Raw genomic sequence first — 19,823 nt, forward strand, 5'->3', positions numbered from 1 at the left:
CTGACGCCCCACCTCGGTCAGCGGCATGCGCCAGACCTTGTCGTCTCACCGCGCCTGCATCGCGCCGATCGGGTCGACATACATCACCCGCGACGCCGCACCGAGCGCCGCCGCCGACCGCAGATCGTCATCGGCTTCCGAGAACCGCAGCGGCACATCGTTGTACGACGACTGCTGCCGGTAACCGTCGGACACGTCCTCGCGCTCCCGTCCATGTCGGGTGAACAGCTCACCACCGACGGTCACCACGTCGGGATTGACGACGTCGCGCACCAGCGCGACCGCACGGCCGAGGAGCACCGCCTGGTTCGGCGACGGGTCGGTGCCATCGGCACTCCCCGGTTCGAGTACAGCACAGAACGATTCGATGTCGTCGGCCGAGGACCGTGCGAGGCCGTCCACGAGCCACGCCATCGAGATCGATTCCTCCGCACACAGATACAGCCAGCTCTCGGGTCGTCGCCGGAAGGCGCTCTCGCACCGGCGGTATTCGACCTCCGCGACCGCCTCCACGTACGGAACGACCGTGTACGGCGTGGGCACGATCGCCCGGAACAACACGTCCACGGGCGCTTCGCACCAGCCCAGTCGCGGGTGGTCGAGCGCCCCTCGGTGCTCGTCGTACAGACCACCCACCGCGAGCCCTGCCCACAGCGGCTGCCTGCCTCGCTGGTGGGACTCGTGCACCCGCAGCGCCGCACCGATCGCGGCGAAGACGTCGAACACCGACGCCGGTGTCGCGAAGGTCGTCCGGTGCAGTTCCCGTCCGAGCAGGTCGCCGGAAACCACCCGGGTCTCCCGCTCCCCCAGATGGATACCGGCGAGGAAACCCCGTTCGGTGTCCACCTCCACCGGCACGTGCGGCCGTCCCACCCGTCCCCGCGGAGCGAGATCGGGGCGGTCGCGCAGCAACCCGTGCTCGAGCAACGACGTCACCGCCCGGTTGACCGTCGACGCCGACAGGCCCGTGAAATCGGCGAGCATCGTGCGCGTCGCCGGTCCCCCACGTCGCAGATGCTGCATGATCCGCCCCGCCGGTGTGGTCTCGTCGACCCGGAAGACCCCCGGCCGTCCAGATCGCACGGAGACCCCCGGTCGCGCAGAGCGCAGGAGATCGAGAGGTGACCGTACCGCTGTTGTCCGCACCTCCGTCATGGCCAGAAGTGTCCCGTCCCGCCCGCGAGGACGGAATGTTTTGTATCAGGCCGCGCCGAAGTCTCCCGCGTTCACTCCACGAGTGCCTTGAACTGCGCGTCGTACAGCCTCGCGTACGCACCGGCCGCCTCGAGCAGCCCCTCGTGGGTGCCCTGTTCGACGATCCGTCCGTCCTCCATCACCACGATGCGGTCGGCGTTCCGGATGGTCGACAGGCGGTGAGCGATGACGAAGCTGGTGCGGTCGTCGCGCAATCGCACGGTGGCCTGCTGGACGAGCAGTTCGGTGCGGGTGTCGACCGAGCTCGTCGCCTCGTCGAGGATGAGGATCGACGGCTTGGACACGAACGCCCGCGCGATCGTGATGAGCTGACGCTCACCGGCGCTGAGGTTGCCGTCGTTCTCCTCGTCGATGATCGTGTCGTAGCCGTCGGGCAGGGCCCGCACGAAACGGTCGACGTAACTCATCCTGGCCGCGGACATGATCTGGTTCTCGGTGGCGTACGGATTGCCGTAGGCGATGTTCTCGCGGATGGTGCCGCCGAACAGCCAGGTGTCCTGCAGGACGATGCCGATGCGCGAGCGCAGTTCGTCGCGGGACATCGAACGGATGTCCACGCCGTCGACGAGGATCCGGCCCGCGTCGACCTCGTAGAAGCGCAGGATCAGGTTGATGAGGGTGGTCTTGCCGGCGCCCGTGGGTCCGACGATCGCGATCATCTGACCCGGTTCGGCCCGCAACGACAGGTTCTCGATGAGCGGCCGATCGGGGGTGTACGAGAAGGCGACGTTCTCGAACTCGACGAGTCCGTGCCGGCTCCACGGCATCGTCGGCGCCGCGACCTCCGGTTCCTCCTCCGGTTCGTCGAGCACCGCGAACACCCGCTCGGCCGACGCCGACGCCGACTGCAGGAGGTTGACCATCGCGCCGATCTGCGCGAGCGGCTGCACGAGCTGACGCGAGTACTGGATCATCGCCTGGATCTCACCGAGCGTCGCGGTGCCCGACGCGATCCGCAGACCACCGAGCACGGCGATGACGACATAGCCGACGTTGCCGAGGAAGGTCACGAACGGCATCACCAGTCCGGACACGAACTGCGCGCGGTAGGAGGCCTGGTACAGCGACTCGTTGGTGTCGGTGAAGCGTCGCTGCACCTCCGCGGTCCGGCTGTAGGCGGTGATGAGCTCGTGCCCGGTGAAGGCTTCCTCGATCTGCCCGTTGAGCTTGCCGGTCGTCTCCCACTGCGCGAGGAAGTGCTTGCGCGAGCGACGCGCGATCACTGCCGTCGCCACGACCGACGCCGGGACGGTCAGGATCGCGACGAGCGCGAGCATCGGCGAGATGAACAGCATCATCACCACGAGACCGAGCAGCGTCAGCACCGCGAGGACGAGCTGGGAGATGGACTCCTGCATGCCCGCCGCGACGTTGTCGATGTCGTTGGTGACGCGGCTGAGCAGGTCGCCGCGCGAATGCGTGTCGAAGTACCGCAGCGGCAACCGGTGGATCTTGCGTTCGATCCGCGACCGCATGTCGCGCACGACGCGCTGCACGATCTCGTTGAGGCCGTAGGCGGCGACCCAGATCAGACCGGACGAGAGCAGGTACAGCGCCAGGACGATGACGAGGATCCGGCCGAGGGCCGAGAAGTCGATGCCGAGTCCGGGCACCACGTCCATCCCCGAGACCATGTCGGCGAACTGGTCGCGGCCCTCGGCGCGCAGACCGGCGACGGCTTCTTCCTTGGTCTGTCCGGCGGGGAACTGCATGCCCACCACCCCGTCGAAGATGACGTCGGTGCCGCGGCCGAGCACGAAGGGCGCCACCGACATGCTCACGACGCCGAGGAAGGCGGAGAGCAGCACCGAGTAGACGGCGTAGCGGTGCGGGTGGAGCAGGCCGAGCACCCGGCGGACGGTGCGCAGACGCGACGGTGCCGCCGCTTCCGGAGTCGTCATATCGTGGCCATCCTCTGCGACTCGACGATCTCCGAGTACGTCCGGCACCGGCCGAGCAGACCGAGATGCGTCCCGGAATCGACCATGACGCCGTTGTCGAGGACGACGATGCGGTCGGCGTCCTGCACGGTGGAGACCCGCTGCGCGACGATGAGCACGCACGCGTCGCGCGTCTCGGGTTCGAGCGCCGCGCGCAGGCGGGCGTCGGTCGCCGGGTCGAGTGCGGAGAAGGCGTCGTCGAACAGGTAGATGGCGGGCCGGCGGACGAGGGCGCGAGCGATCGCGAGGCGCTGCCGCTGCCCGCCGGAGACCGTGGTGCCGCCCTGGGAGAGGACCGTGTTCAGTCCGTCCTCGGTCTTGTGGACGAAGTCCGCCGCTTGCGCGACCTCGAGGGCGTGCCACAGTTCGTCGTCGGTGGCGTCGGCGCGTCCGTACCGGAGGTTGTCGGCGATGGTGCCGGAGAACAGGTAGGCCTTTTGCGGCACGACGGCGATGCGCGAGCGCAGCACGTCGGTGTCGAGCGCCCGGACGTCGACACCCGCGACGAGCACCTGCCCGGCGGTGACGTCGATGAGCCGCGGCACGAGGCGCATCATGGTGCTCTTGCCCGATCCGGTGCCGCCGATGATCGCGGTGGTGGAACCGGGGTCGGCGCGGAACGACACCCCGCTGAGCACGGGAGCGTCGGCACCGGGATACGAGAAACCGGCATTGCGGAGTTCGAGGGTGACGCGGGTCGGGAGTTCGCGGACCGGTTCGGCGGGCGAAGACACCGTCGGTTCGGTGTCGAGCACGTCGAGGATGCGCTCGGCGCAGACCGCGGCGCGCGGAGCCATGATCGCGACGAACGACGTCATGAGCACGGCCATGAGGATCTGGGCGATGTAGGTGATCATCGCGGTGATGGAGCCGACCTGCATCGCACCGGAGTCGATACGGTGGGCGCCCACCCACAGGACGCCGACGGTGCTCACATTCGAGATCAGCAGCACCGCCGGGTACAGCACGGAGTTCACGCGGCCGACGCGTAAGGCGGTGGCGGTGAGGTCGTCGTTGGCGCCGTCGAAGCGGGCCTTCTCGGTTTCGTCGCGCACGAATGCCCTGATCACGCGGATGCCGGTGATCTGCTCGCGCAACACCCGATTCACAGAGTCGATGCGCTTCTGCATGACCCGGAAGCCGGGCAGCATGAGCGCGATGAGCGCGGCCATGGTGAAGATCAGCACCGGGACGGCGACGACCAGCACGAGCGAGGTGCCGGGGTCCTGGCGGATCGCCATGATGACGCCACCGATCCCCATGATCGGGGAGGTCACGACGATGGTGCAGGTCATCAGCACGAGCATCTGAACCTGCTGCACGTCGTTGGTGTTGCGGGTGATCAGCGACGGGGCACCGAACGTCCCGAACTCGCGCGCCGAGAACCGCCCCACATTCCGGACGAGCGCGAGCCGCACGTCGCGGCCGAAGCCCATCGCGGCGCGCGCCGCGAAGTAGACGGCACCGGTCGCGGCGCCGACCTCGACGGCGCTGATGACGAGCATCAGCAGACCGGTCCGGACGATGTAATCGATGTCCCCGGTCGCCACGCCGTTGTCGATGATGTCGGCGTTGAGACTCGGGAGCAGCAACATGCCCCCGGTCGCGACCAGCTGCAGGAGTACGACCCCCGCGAGGGCACCCCGATAGGGCGCCATGAAGCGGCGCAACAGCCGTAGCAACATGGGCATTACGCTACCTGCGACTCCCTGCAGCAATCTTCACGATCCATCCGGGCGGCCACGCACCGCGTCGGGTACGTGGCCGCCCGGGGGTTCGTCACACGCGTGCGGATTCCGGTGCGGGCTCGGTGGCACCGAGCTCGCGGGTGAGCTTCTCGCCCTCGACGTCGACGTTCGGAAGGATCCGGTCGAGCCACTTCGGCAGCCACCACGCCTTGTCACCGAGTAGCGCCATCACCGACGGGATGATGACCATGCGGACGATGAAGGCGTCGAAGAAGACCGCCGCGGCGAGTGCGAAACCGATCGACTTGATCAGCGAGTCCGGTTCGGCGATGAACGCCGCGAACACCGAGATCATGATGATCGCCGCTGCGCTCACCACGCGCGCGCCGTGTGCGAAGCCGCTGCGGACGGCCTCGAGTGCGCTCGCGCCGTGGACGTAGTCCTCACGCATACGCGTCACCAGGAACACTTGGTAGTCCATCGCAAGACCGAAGACGACGCCGATGAGGATGATCGGCATGAAGCTCACGATGGGCTGCGGGTTGGCGATCAGGCCGCCCCAGCCCTCCTGGAAGACCGCGACGGTGGCACCGAAGGTCGCCAGGACGCTGAGCAGGAAGCCGAGAGTTGCGGTGAGCGGCACCAGGATCGAGCGGAACACCAGCATCAGCAGGATGAAGGCGAGGCCGACGACGACCGCGAGGTACGGAGCCAGTGCACTCTGGAGGCTGTCGGAGACGTCGCCCTCGAGCGCGGTCTGGCCGGTCACGCCGTAGGACAGGCCGAACTCCTCGTTCAGCTCGGTCTCGCCGTCGCGGATGCTCTGGACGAGGTCCATCGTCGCGGGATCGGTCGGGCCGCTGCGCGGAGTGACGAGGATCTGGGCGGTGTCTCCCGCCTCGTTCACCGCGACGATCTGGGCGTTGACGACCTCGTCGTTCTCGTACAGCTTGCCGACGACGGCACCGAACGCGACTGGGGCCTCCACGTCGGCGTTCTGGGTGTCGACGACGACGACCAGCGGGCCGTTGCGTCCGGGACCGAATCCCTCGTCGACCAGGTCGTAGGCCTTGCGGGCGCTGGTCGCCGGGTCGGCGGTGGCCTCCGACGGCAGGGCGAGGTTCAGTCCGGTGGCGGGCAGCGCGAGCGCACCGAGGAGGACCACACCGGCGATGAGCGGGATGGCCGGGCGTCGCGTGATCAGGCCGACGAACTTGGCGCCCGCCTTGGGGGTGTCGTCGTCGGAACCGCGCTTGTTCAGGAACGGGATGCGGCCGGCGAAGGCCTTCTCCCCGAACAGTCCGAGCACGGCGGGCAGCAGCGACACGGCGATGAGCACGGCCATGAGCACCGTGAACGCGGCAGCGTAACCCATGACCGACAGGAACGGGATGCCGACGACGCTCAGCGCCATGAGGGCGATGATGACCGTCAGGCCGGCGAAGACGACCGCGGAACCGGCGGTGCCCACGGCACGGCCGGCGGCCTCGGTGCGATCAGAGGTGATGGTGAGTTCGTGCCGGAAGCGCGAGACGATGAACAGCGAGTAGTCGATCGCCACGGCCAGACCGATCATGACCGCCAGCGTCGGGGTCATCGAGCTGAGGTCGGCGAAGCCGGAGGCGATGGTGATGCCGAGGCTGCCGATGCCGACGCCGACGAGTGCGGTGACCAGCGGAAGTCCGGCGGCGACGAGCGAGCCGAAGGTCAGGGTGAGCACGATCGCGGCGATGCCGATGCCGATGAGTTCGGCGGTGCCACCGGGCATGCCCATCTCGGCGGCAGCCGTACCGCTGACCTCGACGGTCAGGCCGGCGTCACGGCCGATCTCGGCGGCGTCGAAGATCTGGTCGCGCAGGGCCTGGTCGACGTCGGTGATCTCGCCCTCGAACGGGACGGTGACGAAGCCGACGGTGCGGTCGGCGCTCAGCGGCGACAGGGCCTGGGCGTCGGACAGCGCAGCCTCTTCGGAGGTGCCCTGCTGCGCGGCGACGGCCTTCATCTGCTCGACGAGACCGGCGTCGGCGAGGACCGGGTTGACCAGCGCGCCGGCCTGTTCCTCCGGCGAGGCGGTGGCGGGGTCGACCTTGGCGGGCGGCGAGACGCGGTCGATGCCGCGGACCGCGGCGAGGACCTCGTCGACGGCGGCCAGGTTCTCGGGGTCGTCGAGCGTCTGCCCGTCGGGCGCGGCGAAGACGTAACGCGCGCTGAGCCCGTTCATCGGATCTTCGGTCGACGGGAACCGCTCCGCCATGAGGTCCTGGGTCTTCTGCGCGGGGGTGCCCGGAAGCGTGAACGCGTCCGTGGTGGGCCCGGACAGGGTTGCTGCACCGACCCCGAAGAGCACGAGCAGCGCGATCCAGAAGGACAGCACTGCGCCCTTCCGTCGGTGGGCGAACTTGCCCAGCCGGTACAGGTAGGTCGCCACGGGGCACCCTTTCTATGTCGGAAGATCCTGGTGGGGTCGGATGGTCGGAACGGGCAGAGGTCCGGAATCAGGAGAATCCGCGTCGGAGCTGGTCGAACGCCTCGCGGATGAGCTCTTCGACCGACCGGTCCGTCGTCCCGGTCGCGTGTGTCTCCATGGCCGCGCGCACGGCGCCCATGGCGGCGTAGTTCAGCAGCGAGGGGTACAGGTCGGCATCGGGGTCGGTGCCGGTGCGTTCGGCGATGATCTCGACGAGCAACTGCGACGAACGCCGCTCGACCTCGATCTGCCGGGACAACAGCACGTTGCTCTCCTCGAGCAGGGTGATGCACGCGACGATCTCGCCGAACGGCCAGTCGGGGTTCTGCACGACGTCCAGGGCCACCGTGAGCAGCGAATCCATGATGTCCTCGTCGGCGGGACGATCGCGCAGCAGGTCGATCCACTCCTCGACCCGAGTCTCGAGATACGCGAGGACGGCGTCTTCCTTGCTCGCGAAGTAGTTGTGGAAGGTGCGGGTCGAGACACCCGCGCGCGCTGCGATCGCATCGGCCGTCACGGCGGCCAGACCGTGTTCACGAGCGAGTTCGGCCGCGGCGGTCGCGAGAGCCGCACGAGTGGCCGCCTTCTTGCGGTCGCGCAGGCCGGGAGTGATGGTCACTCCATCCAGGTTACTGATTTTGCAGAGTTCTGTAAGTTTGCAGAGTCATGCAAATTTATGACATCGCCCACAGGCGTTCCCGGCCTATCGCGGGCTTCACACCCGGCGACGCTCCCAGGCGCCCGGATCCTTCGTAAGATCCTCCACGAAACCGGGGAGGTCTCCCGTGACGACATCCGCGAGCGATACCTCTTCGAGCACGGCGCGCAGGTTCACACGCACCGCGATCCACACGTCCTGCAGCCGTTCGGCCGCCCCGCTGTAGACGACGTCCTCGGGCCGCTCGCCACGCACCGACGCCAGCGGGCCCTCGACCGTGCGGATGATGTCGGCAATGGAGATCTCGGCCGCGGGTCGCGCGAGCCAGTAACCGCCCTCCGGTCCCCGCCGGCTGTTCACCAACCCACCGCGACGCAGGTCGGCGAGAACGGCCTCGAGGAACTTGTGCGGGATGGTCTGCGCCGTCGCGAGGGTCTCCGCCTTCGTCAGGCGACCGTCCTCGATCGCCGCGAGTTCGAGCAGGGTCCGCACGGCGTAGTCGACCCTCGCGGTGATGTGCATGCCATGCCTCTCGCGCTGCCTGATGTCGTCGGCCGGCCCGTCTCGACGGGACGGGTCAATTCCTACCAGCAATACCGAACCACCCGGAATCGTGAGGACGCGAGTCGCCACCCGGGTCCCGATTCGAGGGCCCTGGTGATGCAAGCCACACCAGCGGTAATGTGGACGGTTGTTCACAGCTATCGGAGGTCGTTGCGATGTGGGAAACCCTGCAGGAATCGTGGGGGTCGCTGCTCGACCCCCTCCACGATCCGGTGACCCTGGCGATTCCCGCCTTCCTCACCTTCCTGATCCTCGAATGGATCGCGGCCCGCACCCTCGAACACGTCGAGCCGGGCCCCGACGGACGCACCCGCCCCCCGCGCGGCGGCTACGAGAAGCGGGACGCACGCGCGAGCATCTCGATGGGTCTGGTCTCCATCGTCACGAGCGCCGCATGGAAGGTGCTGGCCCTCGTCGGATATTCGGCACTGTGGGTCTACGTCGCACCCTGGCACCTGCCCGCCGACGCCTGGTACACGTGGGTGATCCTGCTCGTCGGCATCGACGTCCTCTGGTACTGGTACCACCGGATGGCGCACCGCGTCCGCCTGGTCTGGGCGACCCACCAGGCGCACCACTCGAGCGAGTACTTCAACTACGCGACCGCGCTGCGCCAGAAGTGGAACAACAGCGGCGAGATCATCATGTGGCTGCCGCTCCCCCTGATCGGCATCCCACCGTGGATGGTTTTCGTCGGCTTCTCCGTCAGCCTCGTCTACCAGTTCTTCGTGCACACCGAGCGGGTCGGCACGCTCCCCCGCCCGATCGAATTCGTGTTCAACACGCCCTCGCACCATCGGGTGCACCACGGCTCCGATCCCGACTACCTCGACCGCAACTACGCGGGCATCCTCATCATCTGGGACCGGATGTTCGGCACCTTCAAGGCCGAGGACCACCGGCCCACCTACGGGCTCACCAAGCCCGTCGGCACGTACAACATCTGGGACCTGCAGACGCACGAGTACCGGGCGATCGCCCGCGACTGGCGTACGGCCGGGACGTTCCGCGACAAGCTCGGTTACGCCTTCGGCCCGCCCGGCTGGGCGCCGAAACAGACCCACGAGGAGGAGACCGAGAACGTCAGTTCTGCTCGAACGTGACGAGGAAGTCGACGCTGCCCGCGCCGTCGACCGTCACGAATCCGAGGTTCGGCGGCTCCACGCCGTAATCGGTCCAGGTGGTGGGGATGCTCCCCGACGCCACGAGACGCTCACCCGTGCGCAGGACGTCGACGTCGACGGTCACGGGCCGTTCGGCGCCGCGCAGGGTGAGCGTGCCGGTCGCGGTGACGGAACCGATGCTGCCGTCGTCGGGCAGGGACGTCAGATCCACGGGCTCGGTGAGGGCGAACGTCGCCGTCGGGTGCGCCGCGGTGTCCATCACCCGAGTGCGAAACTGGCCGTCGCGCTGGCCACTGTCGGTGGTGATGCCCTCGACCTGCACGACGACCTCGGCGGCCTCGAGGGTGCCGTCGGTGATGGTCGCCGAACCGGAGACCTGATCGGTGCTGCCCACCACGGTGACGTCGGCCCCGCGCAGGATCTCGTGCACCGTGTAGCCGGCGGCGGTGCGGTTGGGTTCGGCACCCTCGACGACGGTCCACTCCCCGTCGAGCTCACCGGTCGCGGCTTCGGCACCTTCGGTCGAGACGGACGCGGCGGGCGCGTCGTCCTCGGCGATGAACGTCCCGTATACCCATGGGGCGACGAAGAAGCCGAGCAGCGCCACGACCACGACGGCGACGAGCACCCACACCAGTTTCCGCATCCTGCAAATTTAAACGATGTCGGATTCCGTGTGGGGTGCTACGTCACTGCGGGGGCGCAACGTGAGCCACGCGATTCCGGCGGAGGCGATCATGAGGACCACCCCGATCCCGGAGGTGATCGTGACGCCGCTGTCGAACGCCGATCCTGCTGCGGCGAGCAACGCGTCGGCCCGGTCGGCGGGCAGGTTCCCGGCCACGGCGTGGGCGCCGCCGAGCGTCTCCCGAGCAACCTCCGACTGTTCCGTGCTCAGCCCGGCAGGGAGCAGGAGATGCGCAGTGTAGGACGCGGAGAGCACCGACCCGAGGATCGCCGTACCGAGCACGGCACCCATCTCGTAGGCCGTCTCCGACACCGCCGACGCGGCACCGGCCTTCGCGGGCGGGACACTCGACACGATGAGGTCGTTCGACAGCGTCTCCGCCGCACCGATACCCGCGCCGAGGACCGCGAACGCCACGATGATCGGGGTGAGCGCCGACGGTGAGGCGAGCAGGAACACCAGCGCGTAGCCGGTCGCCGAGAGCAGGAGCGCGCAGACGATGATCGACGACGGCTGCACCCACCGCACGAGCGCGACGACCGACATCCCGGCCACGACCATCACCGCCAGTCCCGGGACCAGGCTCAGTCCGGCCTCCATCGGGCTCTGTCCGATCACGAGTTGCAGATGCTGGGACACGAAGAACAGGAAGCCCACGAGGGAGACGACGGACAGCAGGTTCACCGCGACGGCACCGGAGAAGGTGGGCACGCGGAACAGACGGACGTCGAGCATGGGGTTCGGGCGCTGCAACTGCCGGCGCACGAACGCGACGAGCGCGACCACACCGACCACGGCCGGAACGACGGCGACGGCACCGAGGCCACTGTCCGCGATCTTCTTGATCGCGAAGACGATCGGCGCAAGGGCCAGCAGTGACAGCGCGATGCTCACGATGTCGATGCGGCCCGGATTCGGGTCCTTCGACTCGGGGACGAACATCGGCGCGAGCACGAGCAGCGGGATCAGCACCGGCACGGCCAACAGGAAGACCGAGCCCCACCAGGCATGTTCGAGCAGGAATCCGCCCATGATCGGCCCGAGTGCAGCGCCCGCCGCGAAACACGAGGCCCAGATCGCGATGGCGAGACGGCGCTGGGTGGCATCGAGAAAGATGTTGCGCAGCAACGACAGCGTGGACGGCATGAGCATGGCCCCGAAGAAGCCGAGTGCACCGCGGGCGGTCACGAGCAGTTCCGCGGAAGGTGCGTAGGCCGCAGCGACCGAGACGGCGGCGAATCCGGTCGCGCCGATGATCAACAGGCGGCGTCGCCCGATGCGGTCGCCGAGGCTGCCCATCGCCACCAGCAGACCTGCGAGCACCAGCGGGTAGATGTCGATGATCCACAACTGTTGCGCAGCGGTGGGCTGCAGCGCGGAGGAGATCCCGGGCAGCGCGAAGGCCAGGACGGTGTTGTCGACCGACACGAGCAGCACCGGAAGCATCAGTACCGCGAGCGCGACCCAGTCCCGAGGAGCCGCCTTCGTCACGGTGGGTTCCGAAACAGGCACAGATGTCGCCACGGATATCGAACTTTCGCGAGAGAGGAATCGAACCGTCGTTACTGTACCAGCTGGACGGTACAGTAACCACGTCGTACGATCGGGCCGTGCCACCTGCCCCTGCCGCCCGCGCCAAACTTCTCGACGCCTTCGTGACGATCCTGCTCGAGCAGGGCGAGCGCGCCGCGACACTCGAGTCCGTCGCCGCGGCGGCGAACGTGTCCAAAGGTGGTCTGCTCTATCACTTCCCGTCCAAGGACGCCCTCGTCGCGGCTCTCGCCGAACACCTCGAGACACTCGCAGCCGACGACGCCGAACTGATGCGCACGGCTCCCGAAGGACCGGCGACCTACTACATCCGCACCTCGGTCTTCGCCGACACCCCGCTCGACCGGGCCATCGTCGCCCTGACCCGCCTGAGCCAGACCGCGAACCCGCGCGCCCAGCAGGCGCTGCGCCGCATCCATCAGGGCTGGTTCGAGGCACTGTCCGACGAGGTCACCGATCCCGCTGCGGCACGAGCGGTGATGCTCATCGGCGACGGGCTCTACTACGGCGCCGCCATGTCGGGCGAGACAAGCACGACGCCGCCCGAGGACGTCGACGAACTCCTGAAAGTCGTGCGGAAACTGATCGGCCCGAGCGACTGAGTTCGGGGAGGTTGCGTGCGTCCGTTCGCGAAAATACGCACACAACCTCCCCTTCGATCGCCCTCACCCGAGCCGATGCAGTTCGACGTCGCGGAGCACGCCGTCGTCGATGGTCGCGGTCATGTAGGTGCAGTACGGCTGCCGACGCCGGTCGGTGGGTGAACCCGGGTTGAGCAGGCGCAATCCGCTCGGCGCGGTCGTGTCCCAGGGGATGTGCGAGTGGCCGAAGACGAGGACGTCGGTGTCGGGATAGGCCGCGGCCATCCGATTGTCGCGCCCGGTCGACGCCCCGGTCTCGTGCACCACCGCGACGCGCACACCGTCGAGGGTCACCCGCGCGACCTCCGGCAGCCGTTCCCGCAGGAGCGGACCGTCGTTGTTGCCCCAACACGCGACCAGCTGCCGGGACCGCTCTTCCAGCGCGTCGAGCAGTGTCACGTCCATCCAGTCGCCCGCGTGGATCACCACGTCCGCGCGGGCCACCTCGTCCCACACCTGCGACGGCAGGTCGCGGGCGCGCGTCGGTACGTGGGTGTCGGCGAGCAGCAGCAGTCGCATGGCCCCAGTCTGCCGTGGGGTCACGGTCTGCCGTGGGTTCGCAGTGTGCCGCGGGCGCTCATGGGTAACCACGACGCATGACCACTCCAGCTCACGACAGACTCGCCATCGTCACCGGCGCCGACTCCGGCATGGGCAAGGCGACCGCCGAACTGCTCGCCACCGAGGGGTTCGACGTCGGCATCACCTTCCACACCGACGAGGCCGGGGCCGAGGACACCCGCGCCGGGGTCGAACAGCGCGGACAGCGGTGCTTCGTGGCCCGACAGGACCTGACCAGCCCGGACACCGCCGATGTGATCGACGAACTCACCGGAAAGCTCGGCGGTCTCGGGGTGCTGGTGAACAACGCCGGCACCGGACACCGCGACGAGGTGCTCGACCTGTCCTTCGAACGGTGGCGGGAGATGCTCTCCACCGACCTCGACGGCCCGTTCCTGTGCTCCCAACGCGCCGCGCGACACATGATCGACTCCGGGGGCGGCGGCCGCATCGTCAACATCACGAGCGTCCACGAGCACATCCCCCGCTACGGCGCCTCCGCCTACTGCACGGCGAAGGCCGGCCTCGGCATGCTCACGCAGTGCCTCGCCCTCGAATGGGCCCGCTACGGCATCACGGTCAACTCGGTGGCTCCCGGTGAGATCTCCACGCCCATGACCGGCATGGACGAATCCGAGGCCTTCCACGAGGAGCGACCGGGCAACCCCACCGGACGTCCCGGGCACGTCGACGAGGTCGCCTCCGTCGTCGCCTTCCTCGCGTCCCCACGCTCGTCGTACCTGACGGGGCGCTCGATCCCCGTCGACGGCGGCCTCATGTTGATGGCCGCGCACGGACACGACATGAACGACGGGAGTTGGCGCGAACTCTGACGACGACCGGCCGCCCATCCGCTAGCGTCCACCGGCGGATCGGTGGTCGACTCGGAATGGGGAACTGGATGCGCACGACACCGCCTGCGGAGCGATTCGGGCCGGGAACGGCGAGGGGTTACCGAGCGACCCATCGTCCCGAGGTGTGGGGAGCGCTGATCGGCGCGGGTGGCGCGTCGGCCTTCATGCTCGTGAACGGTGCCGCTCTGGGATCACCGTGGACCTGGATCGTCGTTGTCGGATGGTTCTGCGCCATCGCTGTTTTCGTCTGGGCCGTGCTCATACGACCGCGGAGTTTCGAGCAGTTGGAGCCGCCCTCGAAGCAGGCATCGACGATCTACCTCGTGTCGGTCGCGGCCATGGTCGTGCTGATCGTCGGTGGCGCAAGGCTTCTCGCGTTGTTCGATCGTTCGGAACTGACGGTCGCGTGGGTGGTCTGCGTCGTCGGTGCGCACTTCGTTCCCTTCGCACGGGCCTTCGGCCGCGCGATGTTCCGGGTCATGGGCTGGGGAATGCTGGTGATCGGAATCGTCGGTCTGGCAGGAGGTCTCGCATCGCCTGCCGTGGCAGCCGTCGCCGGTGTCGCGGCGGGGCTGTGGATGTTCGCCGTGATGGCCGCCGACGCCGTCGGCCGACCTCTCGTCACCGGGCGTCGGCCCGACTCCACAGTTCCTCGAGCGCCTCGTTGACTCGTTCCGGCTGCTGGACGTGCGGGTAGAAACCGGGAACTTCGAGCAGTTCTCCCCCGATCCGGTCGGCGACGACCCGCGCCGTGACCGTCAGCGGATCTCCCGCCAGCCGCTTGTACTCGTCGGGTGCGCCCGCCCAGTCACCGACGACGACGAGCTTCGGCCACGGCGCCGCCGCGAGCGACTCGAGGGGGATGTCGGCGTCCCAGCACGGTCTCTCCCGCATCGACGTCGCCGCTGCGCGTAGTCGCTTCGGGGTGGGTTCCGCCGGCGGCATGCCGACGCTCTCCGTGATGAGACGCAGATAGTCCTCCGCAGTGAGCTCGGGCGGGAGCGTCACCTGGGACGCGCGAGCGCGGGCGAGGTTCTCGGCGACCACCGGTTCGCTCTCCGCAACCTTCAGGCACCCGGGCTGGATCAGGCACAGCGACCGCACCAGGTCCGGCCGTTCCACCGCCGCGAGCATCGCTGCGACCGCACCGTACGAATGTCCGACGAGATGGGCGCCGTCACCGAGCAGTTCGACGATGTCGGCGGCGTCCACCTCGTAGTCGGTGCGATGGGCCCCGTCGAGATCCGGCGAGTCGCCGTGCCCGCGGCGGTCCATCAGGATCAGCCGACGTGACGCCCCCAAGGGCCGCTGCCGACCGAATCCGTAGGTCTCGTCGTCTCCCCAGGCCAGCACCCCGTGCACGAGAACGGCCGGCGGGACGTCGGATTCGGCGGGTCCGACGATCGTCGAGCAGACGCGATTCACAGTTCCCCTTCCGATTGCGAGCATGCAGGCGCGAACCTATCGGAAGACCTGGGCGGATGCAGGTAGCCCGACCCACACTCCCTCGGGCGCTTCGTCGACTCCGCAGTCCACTCGCAATCAAGTTCGCTATCCGCCACAGCAATTGCCGCGGCGGATAGCAAAAGCCGTAGCGGATGCTTCGGACCCCGGCCTTGGCGACCTGCAGGCATGAGAAAAGCCCCTCACCTGCACTAACAGGTAAGGGGCTCTCTGGCGGTGGCGGTGGGATTTGAACCCACGGACGGGGGTTACCCGTCACGCGCTTTCGAGGCGCGCTCCTTCGGCCGCTCGGTCACGCCACCGCTGACGACTCTAGCGGATTGCAGGCCTCATCCTGAAATCGCCTGGTCACAGCTCCGAAGCCGGCCCTCGATGTTCCCGGAAGAACGCCTCGAGCACGGCCGCGCACTCGGCTTCGAGCACACCACCGCGCACTTCCGGACGGTGCGTGAGGCGCCGATCGCGCACCACGTCCCACAGCGACCCGACGGCGCCCGTCTTCGGCTCCCACGCCCCGAAGACCACCCGCGATACCCGGGAGAGCACCGACGCTCCCGCGCACATCGTGCAGGGTTCGAGGGTCACGGCAAGGGTTGCGCCCTCGAGACGCCATCCGTCGCCGTAGACCTGCGCTGCCGCGCGCAGAGCGAGCACCTCGGCGTGCGCTGTGGGGTCGCCGGTGGCCTCGCGGGAGTTCGCCGCTCGCGCGATCTCGGTGCCGTCCGGCCCGAACACCACCGCGCCCACCGGTACGTCACCGGCGGGCGCGGCAGCGGCGGCCTCCAGCGCGACCCGGATCAATGCCTCGTCGTCGCGCAGCCCCATCTAACGGAGCTTGTCCAGGGTGTTACCCAGGACGTCGTCGAAACCGAGTCGCTGGGCGATCTCGTCGAGTTGCTCGTCGGGATACAGGTCGGTCTCCGACAGGATCACCGAGAGCACCGGCTCGGGCAGACCCATGTCGGCCAGGATGCCGAGGTCGCCTTCCTCCCACGGCTCGATGTCGTCGAGCTCGTCGGGCTCGATATCGGGGATCTCGATGTTCAGCGCATCGAGGACGTCGGCGGCGATGTCGTAGTCGACGGCCATCGTCGCGTCGGACAGCAGCAACCTCGTTCCCGCAGGTGCGGGACGCACGATGATGAAGAATTCGTCGTCCACATTCAGCAGACCGAAGACTGCGCCGGAACTTCTCAGCTCCCGCAACTCGGTCACTGCGGTATCGAGACTCGTCAGTGCGGCACCGGACAACACCCGGCACTTCCAACGACCTTCCTCCCGCGTCACGGCGACGGCGAAGCCGTCGAGGTCGTCGCTCGAATTCCCGGCGGGGTTCCCGCTCTGGGTCACGGAAGGGCTTTTGTTCCCTACACGCTGTGCAGCCATGGGCGCAACGGTAGTCGGCCACGTCCGGTGAATGAAGCCCAGCACGGGATATGCCAACCTGATGAGGTGTCCTCAGCCGTCTCTTCCCCGCCCGTCTGTGTCCTCGGCCTCGGTCTGATCGGTGGTTCTCTGCTGCGCGCCGCCGCGGCCACCGGAAGGCAGGCGTGGGGTTACAACAGGTCGTCGCAGGCCGTGGAGGCCGCCGTCGCCGACGGCTTCGACGCGTCCACCGACCTCACGGCCACGCTGCGTCGCGCAGCCGACACCAGCGCCCTGGTGGTGATCGCGGTGCCGATGCCGGCAGTGGGCAGCATCCTCGAGGCGGTGGCCGAGCACGCCCCCGAGGTCGCGCTCACCGACGTGGTGAGCATCAAGGCGGAAGTGGCCGCTGCCGTCGCCGCTCACGGCCTGTCGCGGCGTTTCGTGGGTGGACACCCCATGGCAGGTACGGCGGAGTCCGGCTGGACCGCTGGGACCGCCGACCTGTTCCGCGACGCGGTGTGGGTGGTGACCGTCGACGACGGCACCGATCCCGAGGTGTGGCGGCAGGTCGCCGACCTCGCGCTCGACTGCGGCTCCGTCGTCGTGCCCGCCGAATCCCGGGAGCACGACGCGGCGGTCGCGCGAGTCTCCCATCTCCCCCATCTCCTCGCCGAAGCGCTGGCCCTCTCGGGCGCCGGAGGCGGCGATCTCGCACTCGGTCTCGCCGCCGGCTCCTTCCGGGACGGCACGCGGGTCGCCGCGACGGCCCCGGCCCTGGTCGACGCGATGTGCGAAGGCAACGCGGAAGCCCTGCTGGTCGCGCTGGACGAGACACTCGAGGTGCTGAGAACGGCCCGGGAGCAACTGGCCGACCGCAGCACCTCCGAACTCACCCGCGCCGGTCACGCGGCTCGGACCCGCTACGAACAGCGCCGTCGCGACCCCATCGTCGGCACGCAGCCCGGCGACGAGGGCTGGATCGCAGCGTTCCGCGAGGCCGGACGACGCGGTGGAGTGTGGACACGATGAACCTCCGCGACATCGCCTCGGCGCTGACCACCGGCAAGACGACCCCCACCGAACACGTCCGCTCGGTTCTCGCCGAACTCGACGCCCTCGTCGGGACCCCCTGGGGGAACACCGTCGCCGCCCGCAACGACGAGGCGGCGCTCGAAGCCGCAGCCCTCGCCGACGAGCAGATCGCCGCCGGGAACTGGATCGGCCCGTTGCACGGCGTCGCGGTCGCGGTGAAGGACAACATCGACGTCGCCGGGTTCCCTACCCGCTGCGGCAGCGCGGTCCTCGCCGATGCGCCTCCCGCGCGGCGCGACGCTCGCGTCATCGAGAAGCTCCGCGAAGCCGGAGCCATCGTGGTGGCGAAGACCCATCTCCACGAGTTCGCCTACGGGCCCACCGGGTTGATCAATGTGTCCGGCGCGGCCCCCCACCCCCGCAACCCGGACCTGATCAGCGGTGGTTCGTCGTCGGGCTCCGCAGTGCTGGTCGCGAGGGGCGTCGTGCCCGTCGCGCTGGGAACCGACACCGGCTGCAGCGTCCGTACCCCGGCGGCGCTGTGCGGGATCGTCGGATTCAAGCCGGGCTTCGGTGCCCTGCCCGAGCAGGGCGTGTTCCCGCTGTCGACGACCTTCGACCACGTCGGTCTGCTCGCCGCCGACGCTCTGGACGCCTCACTCGCGTGGGGCGCCCTTCCGGGCATCGCGCACCTGCGCACCCCGGTCTCCGAACTGCGCATCGGACGCCTGCGGGGCGGCATCTGGGATCTGTCACCCGTCTTCGACGAGGCCGTCGAGACGGCGTGCCGGACCCTCACGGATCTGGGCGCCCGCGTCGTCGACGTGGAACTGCCCGAGACCGACGAGATGCTCGAGCTGTATCCCGTGGTCACCGGCTCGGAAGCATACGAGACGCATCGCGCGTGGTTCGAAGCCGATCCCGACCGCTACCAGCCTCCGACGGCCGCTCTGCTCGCCGCGCAACGCGACCGGCCGGCCTACGAATACATCCACGCGGCCCGGGCGGTGGCGCGACTACGTCACGACGTCGTGCACCGCCTCCGCACCGTGGACAAGCTCGACGCGCTGATCACCGTCACTACCGGCGTGCGTTCGGCGCCGCTGACGAGCGATCCCGTCGAGCTGCGCGCACCGCTGCTGCAGATGTGTATCCCGTTCAGCGTCCTCGGTGTCCCGGCCCTGTCGGTGCCGGCTCCTGACGGCGGGTCGTCGCCGGTCGGACTCCAGATCGTCGGCCTCACCGGCGGCACGCACGGGCACGGCAGCCACCCCGCCGAATCGGCCGCGTTCGCCGTGGCGATGGCGGTGGAGGCGTCGGGACAGCCCTAGATGCGGGAGGCGAGTCCTCGGTACTCGAGGACGAAGCCGTCCTCGTCGACGGTCACCGACGACGACGAGCGCGGCGACAGCACATGGATGCCGTCGGACGCACTGCTGTAGACGACCGTCGCCTCCTCGATGCTGAGATCGATGAGGTTGACGTAGACGACGGGCACCTCCACGTCGTCGGCTCCGGCCTGCAGGTCGTGCCGGCGGATGGGCAGGGCGTTGAAGAACGGGCTGAACACCACATCGACGTCCAACGCCCCGCCGAAAGTGGACCGCTGATGGTCGATGCCGTTGTCGGACATCCAGATGCCCTCTTCGGACCGGGTGAGGGACATGTGCCGTTCGCCCGAAGCGAGGGTGGTGCGCACCGACAATCGGCGGGTGACACCGTTCTCATCCGTCACCAGGTCGTACGACGCGCTGAAGGCCGGATGGTCGGTGCACTCCGCACCCACGATGCGACCGGACGCCTTGATGCGGCGGCCGGAGAGCTGTACTCGTACCGACTCCATCCGAGACGCATCGGCCGCACGCCACGTGAGTAGCGCGGGCCACGTCGACGCGGAACCGGTGGCGTCAGAGGCTGGGGTGCTCACGGTCTATACGGTATGCGACGAAGCGCACACGGTGGGCAGCGGTGCCGTGATTCGTCCACAACACGGTTGCGGCGGGCC

At 68.6% G+C, this 19,823-nt stretch carries 19 protein-coding genes and 1 tRNA gene; 6 read left to right on the plus strand and 14 right to left on the minus strand.

The window, feature by feature from the left end; genetic code table 11:
- Positions 1-45 precede the first annotated feature (45 nt).
- The 6 genes from M3330_RS10260 to M3330_RS10285 all read right to left on the minus strand — a co-directional run bounded on the left by M3330_RS10260 (position 46) and on the right by M3330_RS10285 (position 8,493).
- Positions 46-1,083 (minus strand): helix-turn-helix domain-containing protein, encoded by a 1,038-nt coding sequence (locus M3330_RS10260; protein WP_039958153.1) that lies wholly within the window; start codon positions 1,081-1,083, stop codon positions 46-48.
- Positions 1,084-1,226: 143 nt separating this feature from the next.
- Positions 1,227-3,116 (minus strand): ABC transporter ATP-binding protein, encoded by a 1,890-nt coding sequence (locus M3330_RS10265; RefSeq protein WP_255028663.1) that lies wholly within the window; start codon positions 3,114-3,116, stop codon positions 1,227-1,229.
- Entirely contained in the window at positions 3,113-4,840 is a 1,728-nt protein-coding gene (locus M3330_RS10270) for an ABC transporter ATP-binding protein (RefSeq protein WP_006552526.1), read from the minus strand. The genes M3330_RS10265 and M3330_RS10270 overlap by 4 nt, the downstream gene beginning before the upstream one ends.
- Before the next feature lie 94 nt (positions 4,841-4,934).
- Entirely contained in the window at positions 4,935-7,271 is a 2,337-nt protein-coding gene (locus tag M3330_RS10275) for an MMPL family transporter (RefSeq protein ID WP_006552527.1), read from the minus strand.
- Positions 7,272-7,338: 67 nt separating this feature from the next.
- Entirely contained in the window at positions 7,339-7,932 is a 594-nt protein-coding gene (locus tag M3330_RS10280; protein WP_006552528.1) for a TetR family transcriptional regulator, read from the minus strand.
- Positions 7,933-8,028: 96 nt separating this feature from the next.
- The gene (locus tag M3330_RS10285; protein WP_024102742.1) at positions 8,029-8,493 is read right to left on the minus strand and encodes an Rrf2 family transcriptional regulator; all 465 of its coding nucleotides are present in this window, start codon (positions 8,491-8,493) and stop codon (positions 8,029-8,031) included.
- 197 nt (positions 8,494-8,690) lie between these two features.
- On the opposite strand from M3330_RS10285, the gene M3330_RS10290 reads away from it, so the two are divergent.
- Positions 8,691-9,638: a sterol desaturase family protein gene (locus tag M3330_RS10290; RefSeq protein WP_006552530.1), complete on the plus strand. Its 948-nt coding sequence runs from the start codon at positions 8,691-8,693 to the stop codon at positions 9,636-9,638.
- Here M3330_RS10290 and M3330_RS10295 read toward each other — a convergent pair.
- Together M3330_RS10295 and M3330_RS10300 are read right to left on the minus strand one after the other, a co-directional pair.
- Positions 9,619-10,305 carry a YceI family protein gene (locus tag M3330_RS10295; protein WP_200359234.1) on the minus strand — a complete coding sequence of 229 codons (687 nt, stop codon included), beginning with the start codon at positions 10,303-10,305 and terminating at the stop codon, positions 9,619-9,621. The two genes, M3330_RS10290 and M3330_RS10295, sit on opposite strands and share 20 nt — an antisense overlap.
- 9 nt (positions 10,306-10,314) lie before the next feature.
- Positions 10,315-11,859 carry an MFS transporter gene (locus M3330_RS10300; protein ID WP_219130420.1) on the minus strand — a complete coding sequence of 515 codons (1,545 nt, stop codon included), beginning with the start codon at positions 11,857-11,859 and terminating at the stop codon, positions 10,315-10,317.
- Positions 11,860-11,957: 98 nt separating this feature from the next.
- Between M3330_RS10300 and M3330_RS10305 the strand changes: the two genes are divergently transcribed.
- Positions 11,958-12,500 carry a TetR/AcrR family transcriptional regulator gene (locus M3330_RS10305; protein ID WP_219129831.1) on the plus strand — a complete coding sequence of 181 codons (543 nt, stop codon included), beginning with the start codon at positions 11,958-11,960 and terminating at the stop codon, positions 12,498-12,500.
- 63 nt (positions 12,501-12,563) lie between these two features.
- Here M3330_RS10305 and M3330_RS10310 read toward each other — a convergent pair whose 3' ends face one another.
- Positions 12,564-13,058 (minus strand): metallophosphoesterase, encoded by a 495-nt coding sequence (locus M3330_RS10310; protein ID WP_006552534.1) that lies wholly within the window; start codon positions 13,056-13,058, stop codon positions 12,564-12,566.
- A 77-nt stretch (positions 13,059-13,135) separates the two neighbouring features.
- Here M3330_RS10310 and M3330_RS10315 point away from each other — a divergent pair, with 77 nt between their 5' ends.
- Positions 13,136-13,933: an SDR family oxidoreductase gene (locus tag M3330_RS10315; RefSeq protein WP_255028673.1), complete on the plus strand. Its 798-nt coding sequence runs from the start codon at positions 13,136-13,138 to the stop codon at positions 13,931-13,933.
- Positions 13,934-14,001: 68 nt separating this feature from the next.
- On the plus strand, positions 14,002-14,622 hold the full coding sequence (locus M3330_RS10320; protein WP_235367229.1) for a hypothetical protein: 621 nt from the start codon (positions 14,002-14,004) through the stop codon (positions 14,620-14,622).
- On the opposite strand, the gene M3330_RS10325 is transcribed toward M3330_RS10320, so the two are convergent.
- From M3330_RS10325 to M3330_RS10340, 4 genes are all read right to left on the minus strand, one after another.
- Positions 14,576-15,379 (minus strand): alpha/beta fold hydrolase, encoded by an 804-nt coding sequence (locus M3330_RS10325; protein ID WP_041803945.1) that lies wholly within the window; start codon positions 15,377-15,379, stop codon positions 14,576-14,578. The two genes, M3330_RS10320 and M3330_RS10325, sit on opposite strands and share 47 nt — an antisense overlap.
- Positions 15,380-15,629: 250 nt before the next feature.
- A tRNA-Ser gene (locus M3330_RS10330) sits at positions 15,630-15,720 on the minus strand.
- Positions 15,721-15,766: 46 nt separating this feature from the next.
- Positions 15,767-16,243, minus strand: coding sequence for a nucleoside deaminase (locus M3330_RS10335; protein ID WP_019290311.1), 477 nt, complete (start codon positions 16,241-16,243; stop codon positions 15,767-15,769).
- The gene (locus M3330_RS10340; RefSeq protein WP_255028676.1) at positions 16,244-16,804 is read right to left on the minus strand and encodes a tRNA adenosine deaminase-associated protein; all 561 of its coding nucleotides are present in this window, start codon (positions 16,802-16,804) and stop codon (positions 16,244-16,246) included. It lies immediately after the preceding gene.
- Between the two features lie 66 nt (positions 16,805-16,870).
- Here M3330_RS10340 and M3330_RS10345 point away from each other — a divergent pair, with 66 nt between their 5' ends.
- The gene (locus M3330_RS10345; RefSeq protein ID WP_019290313.1) at positions 16,871-17,815 is read left to right on the plus strand and encodes a prephenate dehydrogenase; all 945 of its coding nucleotides are present in this window, start codon (positions 16,871-16,873) and stop codon (positions 17,813-17,815) included.
- Positions 17,803-19,149: an amidase gene (locus M3330_RS10350; protein WP_255028677.1), complete on the plus strand. Its 1,347-nt coding sequence runs from the start codon at positions 17,803-17,805 to the stop codon at positions 19,147-19,149. Before M3330_RS10345 ends, M3330_RS10350 begins: the two co-directional genes overlap by 13 nt.
- On the opposite strand, the gene M3330_RS10355 is transcribed toward M3330_RS10350, so the two are convergent.
- Positions 19,146-19,661 (minus strand): putative glycolipid-binding domain-containing protein, encoded by a 516-nt coding sequence (locus M3330_RS10355; protein WP_006552542.1) that lies wholly within the window; start codon positions 19,659-19,661, stop codon positions 19,146-19,148. The two genes, M3330_RS10350 and M3330_RS10355, sit on opposite strands and share 4 nt — an antisense overlap.
- Positions 19,662-19,823: the final 162 nt, after the last annotated feature.

Origin of the sequence: Rhodococcus sp. GA1 (assembly GCF_024321955.1) — a bacterium.
Classification (GTDB): domain Bacteria; phylum Actinomycetota; class Actinomycetes; order Mycobacteriales; family Mycobacteriaceae; genus Rhodococcus; species Rhodococcus pyridinivorans.